Raw genomic sequence first — 16,845 nt, forward strand, 5'->3', positions numbered from 1 at the left:
TTTATTCTAATCTAAAGGTAACGGGGACTGTATATTTCGTTTTTACGGCCTTGCCATTTCGCTTGGCAGAATTCCATTTCGGCATACTTTTCACTACCCGAATGGCTTCCTCGTCGAAGGTAGGGGAAATGCTTTTCATCACCTTGATGTCACTCAGGGTTCCGTCTTCATTGACAGTGAAACCAACAATGACTCTTCCTTGTATATTGCAATCTCCTTGTATGTTTGGATAGCGGAGATTTTGGGCGATGTATTGCATCAATGCAGCTGAACCGCCAGGGAATGATGCCATTTCCTCGATTGCTGCGCCAAATAGCTTGCTGCTCTTGGTGGAGTCTGATGCGACGGTTTGTTGGATGATGGCGGTCTTACCATCATTCGTGTACTTTTCTTGCTTTGCTTCTTCTGAATGAGTATCTTTCTTGATGATAGGAGCTGTTCCTCTGATAACTGCGACTTCCCCCAAGACATCTCTGCTTTCTGTCAAAGTGATAATATTGAGTTTCTCTTGGCTCATTTTTGTGATTTTGATGATTCTGTCTTGCATGCCAAGATATTTCACGGTGATTATATCTTCTTTCTCCACCTCGATAGTAAAGTTTCCATCTTTGTCAGCAATAGTCTTGCTGCCAGAAATTTTTGCCGTAATCGTGGCTCCTACTTGTGGATCTCCTTGCTCGTCAATGAGATGCCCTTGTACAAAAAGTACTCCTTTCTTGTTTAGTGCTTCTTTTTCTTTGAGGAGGACGGAATCGTTTGGCGTATATTCTTGAAATAGAATAGGGAGGGTTTTCTCTGATATAGAACTATAATATCCCTTCTGGGTGGCGCATGATGTGGTGGATGCGGCGAGGGCGGTGATTCCCAATGCCACTCCTGCGACCTTGATGGCTTTCCCGGCCATTTGTCTGATTCTCAACTCATGTTCCAGGTCTCTCACGTCTTGCTCACATCTTGGGCAAGTTCCCTTGCATTCGCCCTTGAAGTGGCATTCTTCGGGCGAATAGTCTATCCCATTGGCATCCGCTATTTGTTTGCGAATAGCCTTGAGGGTATCGCATATGTTGCGTCCTTTGGTTTTCATAAATTGATATTTTTAGGTGTTCAACATTCCCTTTATTTACAAAATGGGTATATTGTTACTCCTTAGTCATAAATTCTAAAAATACCCATTTTTATAATTCTAATTTCAAAAGTACGAAAAACAATCTACAAACGAGAAAATTTTGCTTTGTATTGTTAGAAAGGGAATTGCATTTAACATTTCTCATGTTTTTAATGCTGTATATGAAACTTATATGTGTTTCTTTAGATATTGTACAGTTGCATTTCTGAGACATTTTCCGACCATAATTTAATAATCTATAAAAACAACGCAAAAGATGTTATTTCTCAGATTTTAAATTTATCTTTGCAATCGTAACAGAGTTGTTTGACAAGCAAGGCAAACTTATGTATAATGAAGAAGTTGGTACTATTGCCAAGTCATTACCTCTATTGAGGTGAACTATTCATAAATAGCTCATTTTAAGCTGTTCAGTAGATTTTAGCAGAATTTTTCCGAAAAACATAGTCTTTCAAGCGGTAAAAACTTATCATTTGCATCATAAAAGATAAGCGATTAAGTATAAAAATAAATTATTTTTGATTGCTTTTTAATTTGTTTTTATTTTATTTTTAATTTATTTTTCAATTAAAAATAAATTATTTTTCTTTTTAAAAATTTACTGTTTATCACATTAAACACCACCTATAGCTACAAGAAAGGTCATCGCTGCTAAGTAGAAAGCTTAGTTATTTTGATTGATAATAAAGTTTTTATACATAATCATATACCACAGAACTTTTGCTCAATGTCTTTATTATTATTCAAAATAAAAACGATCCCGCTCTTAATAGAGAGGGACCGTTTCGATGGTATTTTAAATGGTATTAAGATAAATCATAAGTAAAAACTCTATGCCACTTTCTGCTCTGCAAACATTTTCTATATGGCAGTTAGCAAGAAGATGCATACCAAAGTCTTTATTTGTCTAATTTGCGTATTTTGTTAGTACAAAAGTATAGTATTTTTACAAGTTATACAAATTTTTGATCGTAAAAAGATAAAAAAATAATCATATTTCTTTTTATCAATCCTATTCGCATATAAAGACACATTATTTAATAATAGCGTAATATTATAGGTTTTATCACTAATTAAAATTAAAATACTTGGTTATTACTCTCCTTATATCTATTTTTGCAACAAGATGAGAAAAAAAATATCTTTCATAATAGCAGCTGCGTTGAGCATACCAATGTATGCACAACAAGAGGTAAAAGCAAGTGCGGTAGATACTGTACGAGTTGCGCCTATTGAGTCTTCCCAACTACGTGGAGCACGCGAGGCAACAGTGGAAGAGAAGGAATTTGCTAAACAGCTAGCAAAACAAAGAGAAGAGCAAAGACAGGTGGACTACAATTTGCCTGTAGTAGATAAAAATGGGCAAGCCATTACAAGCACCGACTTCTATTGTCCTGTATGGGATTATGGCACGTGGCGTTTGCATCCGGGATTGAACGTCAATTTGGGTGCTTCGGCATTCTATAACACTGGAAAAGGCTACTTTCATGGGGGTGGTTTTTCGCAAGATGTGTCGATGCAATATGTTACCAACCTATCGCCAAAACTAACCCTTGCAGTGGGTGGTTATGTTAATCACCTCACTTATAAAGGCGACAATTACTACGTGGGAGGTGTAAACGCTATGCTTGGCTATCACTTTAACGAGCATTGGAGTGCGTATGCTTTCGTGCAGAAGGCTTTCTCTAGCAATAACACGGGTACGCTCTTCGGTTATAACAACTACTATTCACCCTATTGGGGCGGTTATGGTGGTATGGGCTTTGGCGCTATGGCTTATGGATATGCTGGTATGGGTATGGGCTATGGTATGATGAATACACGCTACATGGATCGTATTGGTGGAGGTGTTACCTATCAATGGGGGGAACATAATCAAAACGCCATTTCCATAAACGTGGAGTTTGATCGTTTGCCTAGCCATCGAGATAACTTCTATAACGTGCAGCGTTACGACTACCCTGTGCGCCCATAGGAAAGCATTCTACAAAAAATAAAAATCCCTTAATAGATTTTTCGGTATCTATTAAGGGATTTTTCGGTAATATAGCACGTATGAAAAAGAGCTACATTTATAGTTAAAGAGTACTTTATTCAAAGTAATATAAGAATGTAGCTAAGCCCTCTAAAGCTGGCTTACGCTGTCCTTCTATCTCTATTTGGAATTTAATGCCTGCACGACAAATACCGCGTAAGTTCTCGATACTATCAAGGGTGGTAACAAGTCGAACACGTGAGCCAGTGATGACAGGAGTACCAAAGCGCATCTTTTCCATTCCATAGTTGACCATCATCTTCAGATTGTTCACCTTAATAATTTGGTTCCACATGTGAGGAAGTAAAGAAAGGGTAAGATAACCATGAGCGATAGTACTCTTATAGGGACTTTCCACCTTAGCACGTTCTGGGTCTACGTGGATCCATTGATGGTCAAGCGTGGCATCGGCAAAGAGATTGATGCGTTCCTGATCTACTGTAAGCCATTCGCTTTCACCTAACTTTTTACCCAAGTATGATGCAAACTCATCATAGCTACTTACTACTAGTTGTTCCATTTTGCTTTTGCTTATGTTATTTTATTTAATGCTAATTTTAGTGATTACAAAAGTAATAAAATAAAACGAAAAAACGATTTCCTTGTCTTAGGAAATCATTTCAAAGGAGAAACTATCTTAAACCCAGATCGGTCATTTGACCGCAAAGGTTTTTGTAATGGTTGAAATCTTATATTTTATCGAGCAAGAGTTATCTAACTGTTATGAGTATTACTACATAGTTGCTATAATGATACACAGAAGTGTGTACAGATCAAACTTGAAAATGATAATAGGGCTATCTCTGTGAATGCAGAAAAATAAATAAGCGTATTTATGTTTTTTTACTAAGAAAATATTGTATATTAGTTAAAAAAATAGTTTATTTGCAATAGATAAGAAATATAATAAACTATATACGCTATGGAAGAAAAGAAGAATAAACTAACATCACACTTCCCCAATTGGGATTTACTCTCCCCCGAACAGCAAAAACTACTTGTTGCAGAAAGAACTATACAAAAGTTTAAAGCGTATGATAAGGAGAGAACCGAATATGTGCATAATCTTGAAATAGCCTATAATGAGCTTAAAGGCAAGTATGATTATATCACCGAGCAGTATTATGCTGAACAAGAAGAGCCCAAATCTAAGAGAGAGGCAAAAAGGAGGCATAAGCTAGAACTCTACGATAAGATAATACAAGGAGAAGCTGCCCAAAACTTTATGAAAAAGAATATGGACGGCGATGAATATACTGAGGACTTCAAAAAGCTTATGGATACATACTCATTAGCCTCAAAAATAGAGGAGGTGAAAAGGTTACATTCTTCCATTTCTCTATATAAAAAACGCAATAGAGAACTTGCAAGGCAACTCTTTGAGACATGCAAAGAGCTTAGAGAGTTTAAAGAAAGGATTGCTAATCAGCCTTAGGTATCCTATAAAAGGTGGAGAAAATGATACCCAAGAGCGAAACTGCTCCTATCTATAAACGCCTTTACATACTTAGAAAGCAGAAAACCGACTAAGCGTAGAGCGGAATACGGGAATCGAACCCGCCTCCCAGGCTTGGGAAGCCCGTGCACTACCGATGTGCTAATTCCGCAATATGAGCCGATACCGGGACTCGAACCCGGGACCTACGCATTACGAATGCGTTGCTCTACCAACTGAGCCATATCGGCGATAAGCCTTTGTAAAGATAATGGTATGCCATCGTCTTATCTTGTTTTATGATGATCTAAAACTAGGCTCATTACTCAAACGTGATGCAAAGATACAATATAAAATAAATGTAAGCAAATTTATTTTTCTCTTTTTATTTCTCAGCTATCGTTTGCATTAAGATCTTTGCAACTTCTGATATGCCATATTTATCTAGTAAGGCTTTATCACGTTCAAACTCATATTCAAACGTAGTCTTAGGATATTTACCACGAGCCATCCAAAGTCTAAACAAGTCGATTGCTTCGTTTAACTCTCCTTTAAACCAGCGTGAATAACCAGCGTTAAGATAATCCTCTGCCTTTATAGGCTCCATCTCTAGTAGTTCGGTATATACAGAATATGCCTTTTCAAGGTTATTATCATTGAGCAACACCCATGCTAATAAGCGTTTTACGTTTTTATTATCATGGTGTTCGTAATCGAGCTTAAAAATTTGTTCCTTAGCCGCTGCAAGCTTGTCCCCATGTAAAAGACAAAGCGTATAGTTAAGCACGTAAGAAAGGTTGTCAGGATGTGCTACCATTAGTTGTTGATAAAGTTCTTCGGCTTTATCGTAAATATTGATACCTAACAAGCCTTTTGCATAACCTTCTACAGCCCACTCGTTAGTCGGATCTAGTTCTATCGCTTTTTCAAACTTATCGAAGCTCACCATAGGCAAAGAAGCGTATGCAGAAAGTGCATAGTAGTTGGAAGTTTCTTCATGGAAAGTATGTAGCAAACTAAGCGTTTCATGCTTCATCTTACGCTTATAGAGTTGGAAAGCGATCTTTAGCTTATAACGATCAAGCCCTGTATTCTTAAACACATTATGCGCAAAGAAGAGTACATTTGGTGTGTCGGCAATGACCTTTTCGATATTAAACGGATTGACTACATCGGTCAATGCTGGGTAAAGTTGGAAGAAACGATAAAGATCCTGAATAAACATTCGCCGTATATAGGCAGGCTGCTGCAACTGTTCTACCCCTATACCACCCATTGGCATCAATGTAGCATCTCCACTAATGGCTTCTTTTATCTGTGGTGGTATCTTATCAATAACAGCACCAAGGGCGCAAGTAAACGAATACTTATCCGACTCACAGAAAGCTCCATTCTTAACAAAGGAGTCGATTATTTTACTAGAATCTATCTTTTCACGTACAAAACGAAGTTCAGGATGCTCGATATAGAAAGGTGAAAACCAAGTAACTATTGATCGGAATATAGGGAAAGACTTCATCTGTCGGAAACCACCAAAATAGACATCGGAGCCGTTACGATACATCTCCCCCATTTGATTGATCTTCATTTCCATCTTCTCCATCATCTCTTCTTCGTCATGTGTATGGAAGATGTTTTCTAAATCGGTCTTATCATCAATATTAACGCCTAAGCGATCGTTTTGTGCATGCTGCGCTTTGAGGATGTCAGGCATAATATTTCGCTCAATCTCTGCATTGTCTTTCTTAGCATCTTTATTAAGCAAGAATTGTATTTGGAGATCACGTAAATCCTTAGCGATAGCCTTTTGACTACAAAGGCTAGCCACTAGTGTGCTGAAATCGTCGTAAAGGAAGCCCTCACGATTGAGCATCAACACCCACCCTACTAATGCTCTTTGGCGCACACTTTCCTCCATTGCCTTTTGATAAACGGTGGTGAGCAGCTTAAACTTATTGATATCAAACTGGTTTATACCACTCATCATAATGCCCGCTACCAATATTTGCTGATCAATAACATCTACTGTTGGTGATAAAAGAAGTGTTTCATAGAAGTTTCGATCGTCTTCACTCCATTGTAACGAAACGATAATTGTAGCGAAGAGACGCTCAATAAATATTAAATGTCGACTATATAACTCCTCTTGTTTTTGCTTTCTTACAGCTTCTTGCTCTAGTGAAAGCAATGCCACATCCGAGACAAAGCTCTCTAAAACAGTGCGCAAAAAATCATAACTCGTATTCAAATGATCGCTTTTATGGAAAGCATCTATATATATAGGTGTGTGTTTACAGCGCCAACTCACCATCAAGTTAGCTGTAACGACATATAAACGCTGCAATAAAGTGATATAAAGAGCTTCACGATGAGGATCTTCAAAGTTTTTTTCCATGTATTCAAGCATTAAGCCAAAGTTGGTCTTAATGGCTTCAAACTCATCGTGTCCAGCCAATGAAGGATGCTCACGAAATAGTTTATCAAGCGGCTTTATCGCTCCATAAACATGCTTTTTCCTTAGCTTTTTGAGGGCTTTGTCTAAAAGTTCTTTTGCGTTCAACGGTAATTGTATTAAGAATGAAAACTTAGAAAAATATTGTTTTTATTGCCTTATTTTAGCTACATAATCCATAGCCTTTAGCAAATCTACCTGACGAGGTCGTTCTGTCTTTGTATATTTAATAGTAGGCAAAGCATTAACCTGTGCATCGGTTAATCCCATATATTTCTTAATCAAGGCAGCATAATACTTCACCCCCCTTTCATTGATTAGCTCAATGGCTTTATTATACGCTTCGGCAAAAGCCGTTTCTTGACTACTACGATCCTCATTATCCATAATAGCTAATACCCCTAAGCTAATACCACTCTCCGAAGTGTCATATAAAAGGATATTATCCCCCTGCATTGCCACTGTGGCTTGTGGTTCCTGAAACCAGTAAGCATCAATCTCATGGTTGGCAAGCATCTTCAATCGAACAAAGACATCATTGATCTGCGCACGGAACACCTTATACTTTGGTTCTGCTTTTTTAAGTACTTTATCGGTGAAAAGATCGGTTGCAGAGAAGCGTGTCATCGCCAAAATCTTATCGCTAAGTTGAGCTAATTTCATTACCTTTGACTGGCGATCGGCTATAAGTTTCCAACTAGCATTCGTACTTGTCAAGTAGTGCATCAACACCTTCTTTCTTCTTTTGAGGCGTTCAGTCCTCACTAAGTCGGAGAAAGCTGCTTGCACACGGTGGCGGATCATTGCTGTGTCGCAATCCATCTGTGCATTATATTCCTTCAAACGAATATCCACCTTAGCAGTATCGTATAGCAAACTATCTTTCAGTAAATAAGCAGGAAGGCAGTCTAACGTAGGCATTACTGCTACTTTAAATGCAGCTTGATATTTAGCAAGCTCTGCTTTCTTCTTGGCTTGCTGTTCTGAAGCTTGTTGCTCGGCAGATTTTCCACAGCTAACAAGCATTAAAATTGTCAGAAATAATAGATAACTTACACGTTTCATATTAATGCAAAAGTAAGCATTAATTTTGTAACTAAGAAAAATCTTCTTACTTTTGTCGTAATATGGCAAAGGACAAAATAGCGTATGTTTGCAGCAATTGCGGACATGAAAGTGCAAAATGGATAGGTAAATGTCCTAATTGTGGACAATGGAACACCTTTAAAGAGTTTAGGGTAGCAACAGATAGTGGTACTTCGGCTGCTAAAAATGCTGCCACAATGTTACGAAATGGTACTACAGGGGCAAGAGCTAACCTTACTAACAAACCTCAACGATTGCGCGATATTTCCTCAAAAGACGATCCTCGCATTGACATGAACGATAGCGAACTCAATCGTGTTTTGGGTGGAGGTATGGTGCCTGGTAGTATTATCTTGTTGGGTGGAGAGCCGGGTATAGGTAAGAGTACGCTTACCTTGCAAACCATTCTTCACCTCAACCTAAGTGTTCTCTATGTGAGTGGAGAAGAAAGTCCACATCAAATAAAGATGCGTGCCGAACGCATTACAAAAGATATTCCTGAAAATGTGGTAATCCTTTCAGAAACATCGCTCGAACATATCTTTGAACATGCTAAAGATGTAAAGCCCCAACTATTGGTAATCGACTCTATACAAACTATTGCCACAGAAGATGTTGATAGTAGTCCTGGAAGCGTTACACAGGTGCGCGAGTGTGCTTCTGCCCTCCTCCGCTTTGCCAAAACGAGTGGTATTCCTGTAATATTGATAGGTCATATCAACAAGGAAGGTACCATTGCAGGCCCAAAGATTTTAGAGCATATTGTTGATACAGTAATCCAATTTGAGGGCGATCAGCATTATATGTATCGCATTTTGCGTAGCATTAAAAACCGTTTTGGCTCCACTTCAGAGCTAGGTATTTACGAAATGCAACAACAGGGATTACGACAAGTGAGCAATCCGTCAGAGTTGCTACTCACGGGCGACCATGAAGGACTATCAGGAGTAGCCATATCGAGTGCCATAGAGGGGGTGCGCCCCTTCTTAGTCGAGACACAAGCCTTAGTGTCATCAGCTGCTTACGGCACACCACAACGCTCTGCCACAGGCTTCGATGGTCGCCGACTCAATATGTTGTTGGCTGTACTTGAAAAGCGAGTAGGCTTTAAAATCATGCAGAAAGATGTGTTCCTCAATATTGCTGGTGGCTTGCGTGTTACTGATATGGCAATGGATTTGAGTGTGATAGCTGCCGTTATCTCTTCTAATCTTGATATGCCTATAGAGCAAGGTTGGTGTATGTGTGGAGAAGTAGGCTTGAGCGGTGAGGTGCGCCCCGTCAATCGCATAGAGCAACGTATTGCAGAAGCCGAAAAATTAGGTTTCAAAGACATCATCATTCCTAAGTATAACACACAAGGATTAACAGGAAAATACACCATAAAGATCCATCCTGTACGCAAGGTGGAGGAAGCCATTCGCGAACTTTTCGGATAAAGCGCAATACCTAATAATAGGTATTTTTATAGGGAATACGGAATATATTTATTTATATTCCGTCTAATTTTTGTATCTTTGCTCATCAATTAGTGTGCTAACAAAATCGCAATTTGTAAATATAGCGATTTTTCTCACTACGTACGAAAGAAGAAAAGCAATGAAATTAGCTAATTTGAAAACAGGCGACTCTGCCATTATCATAAAAGTTTTAGGACATGGTGGCTTCCGTAAACGCATCATAGAAATGGGATTTATCAAGGGAAAGAAAGTGGAAGTATTGCTCAATGCTCCACTCCAAGACCCTGTAAAATACAAGATTATGGGCTATGAAGTGAGCCTACGCCATAGCGAAGCCGAACAAATAGAGGTACTTTCAGAATATGAAACGGAGGACTTCAAGCAAAATACTACCAACAACCAGCAAACCATCGTTGCCGATAAGGACGACACTTTAGACAAAGTGCTTAGCCCTATTGACCTCAATGCTGCTGTCGATCAGCAACACAAGACCATTTCTGTGGCACTCGTGGGCAACCCTAATTGCGGAAAAACATCCCTCTTCAACTTTGCTTCGGGGGCACATGAACGTGTGGGCAACTACTCGGGGGTAACCGTTGATGCTAAAGTGGGGTATGCCGAGCAAGACGGTTATCGGTTTAACCTTGTCGATCTGCCTGGCACTTACTCGCTCTCGGCTTATAGTCCTGAAGAGCTTTATGTACGCCAGCAGCTCACCGATAAGACCCCCGATATTGTTATTAATGTTATAGACACATCCAACTTAGAGCGAAACCTTTATCTAACCACGCAACTTATTGATATGAATATACCTATGGTATGTGCGCTCAATATGTTTGATGAGACTGAAAAGCGTGGTGATAACATTAACGAAGCACAACTTTCTAAACTTTTTGGTACACCGATGATCCCTACTTCTTTTGTGTCAGGGCGTGGTGTTAAGGAGCTTTTTCAGAAAGTAATTGATGTGTATGAAGATCATGAAAGTGCTTTTTCTGGTTATCGTCATATCCATATCAACCATGGACACGAGATAGAACATGGTATCAAAGATATTCAAGAACATCTGAAACAATATCCCGACATTCGCTTACGCTATTCTACACGCTATCTTGCTATCAAACTCTTAGAGCATGATAAGCATGTGGAAGACTTCATAAAAACACTGAATGATGCCACCGAGATACTCAAACACCGCAACGAAGCAGAAGCGCGTGTTAAGGAAGAAACGGGTAATGATAGCGAGACAGCTATTATGGATGCGAAATATGGATTTATCAATGGTGCGCTCAAGGAGGCTAATTATCAAACGGGTAAAAATAAGAACACTTATCAAACCACCCATCTCATTGACCAAATACTCACAAACAAGTATTTGGGCTTCCCCATCTTCTTTCTCATTCTCTTTGTGATGTTCACGGCTACCTTTACCCTCGGACAATATCCTATGGACTGGATTGATGCAGGGGTAGCGGCATTAGGCGAACTCATTGAGACCCATTTCCCCGCAGGACCACTAAAGGATATGCTCATTGGGGGGATTATTGGTGGTGTAGGACAGGTCATTGTGTTTTTACCCCAAATACTTATCCTCTACTTTTTCATATCCTATATGGAAGACTCAGGCTATATGGCACGTGCTGCCTTCATAATGGATCGCTTGATGCACAAGATAGGACTTCATGGGAAATCGTTCATTCCCCTTGTTATGGGCTTTGGCTGTAATGTGCCAGCCGTTATGTCTACCCGCACTATAGAGAGCAAACGAAGCCGACTCATTACCATGCTCATTCTCCCTATGATGAGCTGTTCGGCACGTCTCCCTATTTATATTATGATAACAGGTTCGTTCTTTGCCATGCGCTATCGCTCGCTTGCTATGCTCTCGCTCTATGTTATAGGCATTCTGGTAGCTGTTATTATGAGTAAAATCTTCTCCAAATTCTTAGTAAAAGGTGAAGATACTCCTTTCGTTATGGAGCTTCCACCCTATCGCTTCCCTACATGGAAAGCCATCGGACGACACACGTGGGAGAAGGGCAAGCAATATCTCAAGAAGATGGGCGGCATTATCCTTGTGGCTTCACTTTTTGTTTGGGCATTGGGTTATTTTCCTATGAATGACAATCCCACTCTCACCGAACAGCAGCGACAGGAACAAAGCTATATTGGGCGATTGGGTAAAACCATAGAACCTCTTTTTCTCGCACAGGGCTTTAGTTGGCGATTAGATGTTGGCTTGATTGCTGGTGCTGGAGCAAAAGAGATAGTGGCCTCTACGATGGGAGTACTTTATACAGAGGATAGCAGTTATGCTAATGACACCCACTATAACGATAACAACAGCAAATACGAATCGCTCCATCGTCAAATCACTGCCGATGTGGCTAAAGCACGTGGTATTAGTTTTGAGGCTGCCGAACCTATAGCCACCCTCACTGCTTACTGTTTTTTGCTCTTTGTCTTACTCTATTTTCCTTGTATTGCCACCATTGCTGCAGTAAAAGGTGAAACGGGCAGTTGGCTTTGGGCGTCGTTTAGTGCTATTTATACGACAGTCCTCGCTTGGATTGTTAGTGCTGCTGTGTTTAGAGTAGGCTTGCTGTTTATATAAATATTTCACACAATATCATTATAGCTTACCTGTGGCTTATACATTTTGGTTCATCAGGAATTTGGAGTGATAGATATAATCAACGTTGTCGTAGAAGAAAACAAGTCTCCATTACAACACCTTTATATAGAAGGGGTTAACGATGTCGCACAGCAGTTCGGCGACACCGACTTTAGAAAAGCTTGAATTATGATTTTTCGTTTTTGTAAAATGGCTTTTTATAAGCTTTTAGTGGAGGCTATTACTTCGTAACTATATGAATATAAGGGATTATGGTTCATCACTCCAAATTTCGGAAGAACTCTTATTATTTAGGTATTTTGGTCATAATATGTACTTTTTCTTTATATGGTTAGCTGTTATATGATCTTTTTTCCACCTTATTATATATAAACATCGAAAACGAACCTACTTATCATGCCTTTTTCGTATCTTTGCATAGATAAATAAGACATTAATGGAAATAAATAAGTTGCCCCTATTGGGCAAAACACTTTTTGAGCTAAAGCAAGTTGCAAAAGAGCTTGGTTTGCCAGCCTTTGCTGGCAAACAAATGGCAGAATGGCTATACGTGAAGCATGTAAAAAGCATTGACGAGATGACAAACATCTCAAAGGCTAATCGCGAAAAGCTAGAAAGTGTATATACGATAGGCTGTAAAGCCCCTATTGATGCGCAACACTCACAGGACGGAACTATAAAATATCTTTTTCCTACTGAGAGGGGAAAGTTTGTAGAAACGGTGTATATCCCCGATGAAGATCGCGCTACGCTGTGTGTATCGTCTCAAGTAGGTTGCAAGATGAATTGTTTGTTCTGTCAAACAGGTAAGCAAGGTTTTGAAGGAAGCCTATCAGCAACCGATATTCTTAATCAGATTTACTCTTTACCAGAGCGCGATAAGCTTACCAATATTGTTTTCATGGGGCAAGGCGAACCTATGGATAACCTTGATAATGTGCTTCGTACCACCGAGCTAATGACAGCGGAATATGCCTACGCATGGTCGCCAAAGCGCATTACAGTGAGCAGTGTGGGTTTGAAGAGTAAGCTAAAACGCTTCTTAGACGAGAGCCAATGCCATGTAGCTATCAGTATGCACTCGCCACTACATGAACAACGCGAAGAGATAATGCCAGCAGAAAAGGGTATGCGCATTCAAGAGGTAGTCGACTTATTGCGCAATTACGACTTCTCGCATCAGCGTCGTTTGTCGTTTGAATACATCGTCTTTGGTGGAAAGAATGACAGTATGGAGTATGCAAAGGCGATAGTAGACCTTGTAAAGGGCTTAGATTGTCGTTTCAATTTGATCCGCTTCCACCAAATCCCCAACGTACCATTGAAGGGAGCCGATCGTGAGACTATGGAAAAGTTTCGCGATTATCTCACCAAGCATGGTGTGTTTACTACTATCCGTGCAAGTCGTGGTCAGGATATTTTTGCGGCTTGTGGTCTACTCTCTACTGCAAAAAAACAAGGTAATGTGTAGATCATTCTGCTATATATCAGCCGTACTTGTAACAGCTATACTCATATTGGCAAGCTGCAAACAAGTAAACACTCGCCCCAAAAGTGTAGGTAAGCCTTATGAGGTTTTGGTGGTGGGCGATGTTGATAATATAGTAGATAGTGTGCTTTCAACTCCCACTCCAGGTCTGCCACAAGCAGAACCACTAATGGATGTCATTCACGCAAAGCAACTAACTTCGGACAATAATAATTTCAGAACGATTATTGTGGTCAATATGGATAATGTACCGAAGAAAGTGGCTGAAGCGCATAGTGTGGAAAAAGCAAACGAGTTTGTAGATAATCAGCAAACACTCTATATCTTTGCATCAGATAAGAAAGCACTTAAAGAAATCACGCAGAAGCTCCGTCGCACAATTTTGACAACAGAGATAGCTCGCGAGCAGCGTAATCTTGCACAAAAACCGAATATTAAAGCAGCAGCTTTAGTAAAGAAAATGTTTGGTAAGACAATGCTTATTCCACAAGAGCTGACAGCAAGTAAAGCAGGAAAAGACTTTCTTTGGTTATCCAACAATACTGCTGAGGGTATGCTGAATATCTGCTTTTATTATGTAGATGCAAAAAGGTTTGAGACACAGCATGATAGTATCATGCAAAGAAACATACAAGGCACACAAAAAGGCGACTATCTAAGTATTGCTACTTTAGCAACACGCATTGTAAACAAAGATACTAAAAACACCACCATTCGTGGTATATGGCGGATGAGACAAGAAGCAATGGGTGGTCCATTCGTTACTTATATCCTTCATAATGTGAAAAAACAGGGTAAGTGTTTGGCTGTAGAGGCTTTTCTCTTTGCACCAGAAAAGGAAAAACGCAATAGAATGAGACGGCTAGAAGCAGCACTTTATACACTACATTAAACTAGAAAACATTTAGAAAAATATATTATACAATAAATTCATTTTATAGAATGGAAAATAATAAAAAACTACGTGTAGCTATCACTCATGGTGATACGAACGGAATTGGATATGAGCTTATTTTTAAAACCTTTGCCGAACAGGAGATATTGGAACTTTGTACGCCTATTATATATGGCTCGCCAAAGGTGGCTACATATCATCGCAACGCATTAGATATTGAGGCCAACTTTACAATTATTAATGATGCCTCGGATATAAAAGACGGTAGAGTAAACTTGCTTCCCGTATTTGACGAGGAAATAAAGGTGGAATTAGGAGTAGCTACAGAGGAGTCGGGCAATGCAGGATTGGTTGCTATTGATCGTGCTTTAGAGGATTATAAACAGGGCTTGTTTGATGTGCTTATTACTTGTCCACTAGAGAATAACGACAAGTTCCATTTCAGTGGTCAAAGTAGGTATATCAATGATCACCTTGGAATTATGGAACAGGGATTAACCGTCTTGGTAAATGAAGGTATGCGCATAGCATTGGCTACTCGCAACTTGCCGCTAAAGGATGTATGTGAGTACCTAACAAAGGAGATTCTTGTGAGGCAAGCTACCCTACTCTATGAAAGTTTAAAGCGCGACTTCTGCCTATCTTGTCCACGTATAGCCTTGCTAGGCATTAATCCCAAAGCTGGCGATAACGGATTATTAGGATCGGAAGAGATAGAACTTATTCAACCAGCCATTGAGCAGCTCGCAGCTAACGGCATTCAAGCTTTTGGTGCGTACGCAGCAGATACGCTTTTTGGCAATGGCGATTACACCCAATTTGATGCTATCCTTGCAATGTATTATGAACAAGCTTTTACACCTTTCCGCACTATCCCTATAGGGAATGGTATCAATTACACAGCAGGGTTATCGCTTATTCGCACTGCTCCAGATATGCCTAATAGCCTATCACTAGCAGGAAAGAACATTGCTGAAGTGGATGCTTTCCGCAATGCCATTTATGCAGCTATTGATATTTACCGTAATCGTATCAATTATGACGAACCGCTAAGTAATCCTTTGCCAAAGCTTTATAAAGAACGCAAAGAGGAAGGCGAAAAGGTTCGTTTTGCGGTAAAGCGCAACGATTTTAGTACTAAAGGCGAGCAGGGCTCTAACGAACAATAGATAATAAGCAATTTGGCAATATCAAGATGAAAGGTAAATACCAAAACGTATTCTTTATCTTTGGCATCATTGTTTTGGGAGTTATGGTTTCTCAACTCAACTTTACTGAAGTGTGGAAGGGTTTGCAACATGCAGGCTATTGGACGTTGGCAGTTATTGTGTTATGGGCTTTCCTATATCTCTTTAACACATCGGCATGGTATATCATTATTCGTAGCTTACAGAAGCAGGGAGGGCAGACTAAAGATGATGAAGAATATCCCTTTAAACCTATTCCGTATGCGTGGTTATATAAGGTAACCATATCAGGTTTCGCACTCAACTATGCCACTCCCGGAGGGTTAATGGGAGGTGAGCCTTATCGCGTTATGGCTTTAACCCCAAAGATAGGTGCGGAGAAAGCCACAGCGTCAGTGCTTCTTTATGCTATGACACATATCTTTAGTCATTTTTGGTTTTGGCTTTTATCTTGTATATTGTTTATACTAACACAATCGATAAATGTCTTTATGGGCATACTTTTGGCAATTGTTGTTGGTTTTTGCATACTTGCTATTTGGTTTTTCCTTTCTGGATATAAGAAAGGTTTGGCAGCAAGATTGATGAAGTTGCTGAGCCATATTCCTTTTGTAAAGGGCTGGGCAAAACGCTTTATAGAGGGTCATGAGGAGCAATTGTCAACAATAGATAAACAAGTAGCATCGCTACACAATCAAAATCCACGTACATTTATCTCTGTAGTTTTATTAGAGTTAGCTTGCCGCGTTTGTAGTGCGCTAGAGGTAATGTTTATTCTATTCGTGCTTTTCCCACATATCAACTTCATTGCATGTATTTTAATTATAGCTTTTACAACGCTATTTGCTAACTTATTGTTTTTTATCCCTTTGCAGCTAGGGGGGCGTGAAGGTGGTTTTTTGATATCAATAACAGAGTTAGGACTTACCGCTAATGCAGGTATCTTTGTAGCACTAATCGTGCGCATTCGTGAATTAATTTGGACTGCTATAGGCTTATTACTGATAAAAGTAGAGAAAAAGTAGCAACGTAGTATACCTTTGTA

The 16,845-nt window shown here is 39.5% G+C and carries 12 protein-coding genes and 2 tRNA genes; 8 read left to right on the forward strand and 6 right to left on the reverse strand.

Translation table 11 applies throughout. The features are described 5' to 3' along the window. Position 1 precedes the first annotated feature (1 nt). Complete coding sequence (locus PREBIDRAFT_RS03360; protein WP_230583406.1) at positions 2-874, reverse strand: energy transducer TonB; 873 nt, start codon at positions 872-874, stop codon at positions 2-4. Between the two features lie 1,378 nt (positions 875-2,252). On the opposite strand from PREBIDRAFT_RS03360, the gene PREBIDRAFT_RS03365 reads away from it, so the two are divergent. After that, a complete protein-coding gene (locus tag PREBIDRAFT_RS03365; protein ID WP_230583407.1) occupies positions 2,253-3,101 on the forward strand; it encodes a hypothetical protein in 849 nt (282 codons plus the stop codon). Between the two features lie 115 nt (positions 3,102-3,216). Here PREBIDRAFT_RS03365 and PREBIDRAFT_RS03370 read toward each other — a convergent pair whose 3' ends face one another. Next, positions 3,217-3,681: a MaoC family dehydratase gene (locus PREBIDRAFT_RS03370; RefSeq protein WP_004337700.1), complete on the reverse strand. Its 465-nt coding sequence runs from the start codon at positions 3,679-3,681 to the stop codon at positions 3,217-3,219. A gap of 402 nt (positions 3,682-4,083) precedes the next feature. Here PREBIDRAFT_RS03370 and PREBIDRAFT_RS03375 point away from each other — a divergent pair, with 402 nt between their 5' ends. Then, complete coding sequence (locus tag PREBIDRAFT_RS03375; protein WP_004337699.1) at positions 4,084-4,596, forward strand: hypothetical protein; 513 nt, start codon at positions 4,084-4,086, stop codon at positions 4,594-4,596. A 101-nt stretch (positions 4,597-4,697) separates the two neighbouring features. On the opposite strand, the gene PREBIDRAFT_RS03380 is transcribed toward PREBIDRAFT_RS03375, so the two are convergent. The 4 genes from PREBIDRAFT_RS03380 to PREBIDRAFT_RS03395 all read right to left on the reverse strand — a co-directional run bounded on the left by PREBIDRAFT_RS03380 (position 4,698) and on the right by PREBIDRAFT_RS03395 (position 8,113). Next, a tRNA-Gly gene (locus tag PREBIDRAFT_RS03380) sits at positions 4,698-4,768 on the reverse strand. Positions 4,769-4,774: 6 nt separating this feature from the next. Beyond that, positions 4,775-4,847 (reverse strand) — tRNA-Thr (locus PREBIDRAFT_RS03385). A gap of 134 nt (positions 4,848-4,981) precedes the next feature. Beyond that, positions 4,982-7,156: a tetratricopeptide repeat protein gene (locus PREBIDRAFT_RS03390; RefSeq protein WP_004337697.1), complete on the reverse strand. Its 2,175-nt coding sequence runs from the start codon at positions 7,154-7,156 to the stop codon at positions 4,982-4,984. A gap of 42 nt (positions 7,157-7,198) precedes the next feature. Continuing rightward, complete coding sequence (locus PREBIDRAFT_RS03395; RefSeq protein WP_004339199.1) at positions 7,199-8,113, reverse strand: ABC transporter substrate-binding protein; 915 nt, start codon at positions 8,111-8,113, stop codon at positions 7,199-7,201. Between the two features lie 62 nt (positions 8,114-8,175). On the opposite strand from PREBIDRAFT_RS03395, the gene radA reads away from it, so the two are divergent. The 6 genes from radA (at position 8,176) to PREBIDRAFT_RS03425 (ending at position 16,825) form a co-directional block, all read left to right on the forward strand. Continuing rightward, on the forward strand, positions 8,176-9,573 hold the full coding sequence (gene radA / locus PREBIDRAFT_RS03400) for a DNA repair protein RadA (protein WP_004337692.1): 1,398 nt from the start codon (positions 8,176-8,178) through the stop codon (positions 9,571-9,573). 160 nt (positions 9,574-9,733) lie between these two features. Further along, on the forward strand, positions 9,734-12,208 hold the full coding sequence (gene feoB, locus PREBIDRAFT_RS03405) for a ferrous iron transport protein B (protein ID WP_004337685.1): 2,475 nt from the start codon (positions 9,734-9,736) through the stop codon (positions 12,206-12,208). Between the two features lie 457 nt (positions 12,209-12,665). Continuing rightward, on the forward strand, positions 12,666-13,700 hold the full coding sequence (rlmN, locus tag PREBIDRAFT_RS03410) for a 23S rRNA (adenine(2503)-C(2))-methyltransferase RlmN (RefSeq protein WP_004337683.1): 1,035 nt from the start codon (positions 12,666-12,668) through the stop codon (positions 13,698-13,700). Next, positions 13,693-14,610, forward strand: coding sequence for a DUF4837 family protein (locus PREBIDRAFT_RS03415; RefSeq protein ID WP_004337682.1), 918 nt, complete (start codon positions 13,693-13,695; stop codon positions 14,608-14,610). Before rlmN ends, PREBIDRAFT_RS03415 begins: the two co-directional genes overlap by 8 nt. A 50-nt stretch (positions 14,611-14,660) precedes the next feature. Next, positions 14,661-15,782 carry a PdxA family dehydrogenase gene (locus PREBIDRAFT_RS03420; protein WP_004337681.1) on the forward strand — a complete coding sequence of 374 codons (1,122 nt, stop codon included), beginning with the start codon at positions 14,661-14,663 and terminating at the stop codon, positions 15,780-15,782. A 26-nt stretch (positions 15,783-15,808) separates the two neighbouring features. After that, positions 15,809-16,825 carry a lysylphosphatidylglycerol synthase transmembrane domain-containing protein gene (locus PREBIDRAFT_RS03425; protein ID WP_004337680.1) on the forward strand — a complete coding sequence of 339 codons (1,017 nt, stop codon included), beginning with the start codon at positions 15,809-15,811 and terminating at the stop codon, positions 16,823-16,825. The last annotated feature ends 20 nt before the right edge of the window (positions 16,826-16,845 follow it).

Source organism: Prevotella bivia DSM 20514 (genome assembly GCF_000262545.1).
Classification (GTDB): domain Bacteria; phylum Bacteroidota; class Bacteroidia; order Bacteroidales; family Bacteroidaceae; genus Prevotella; species Prevotella bivia.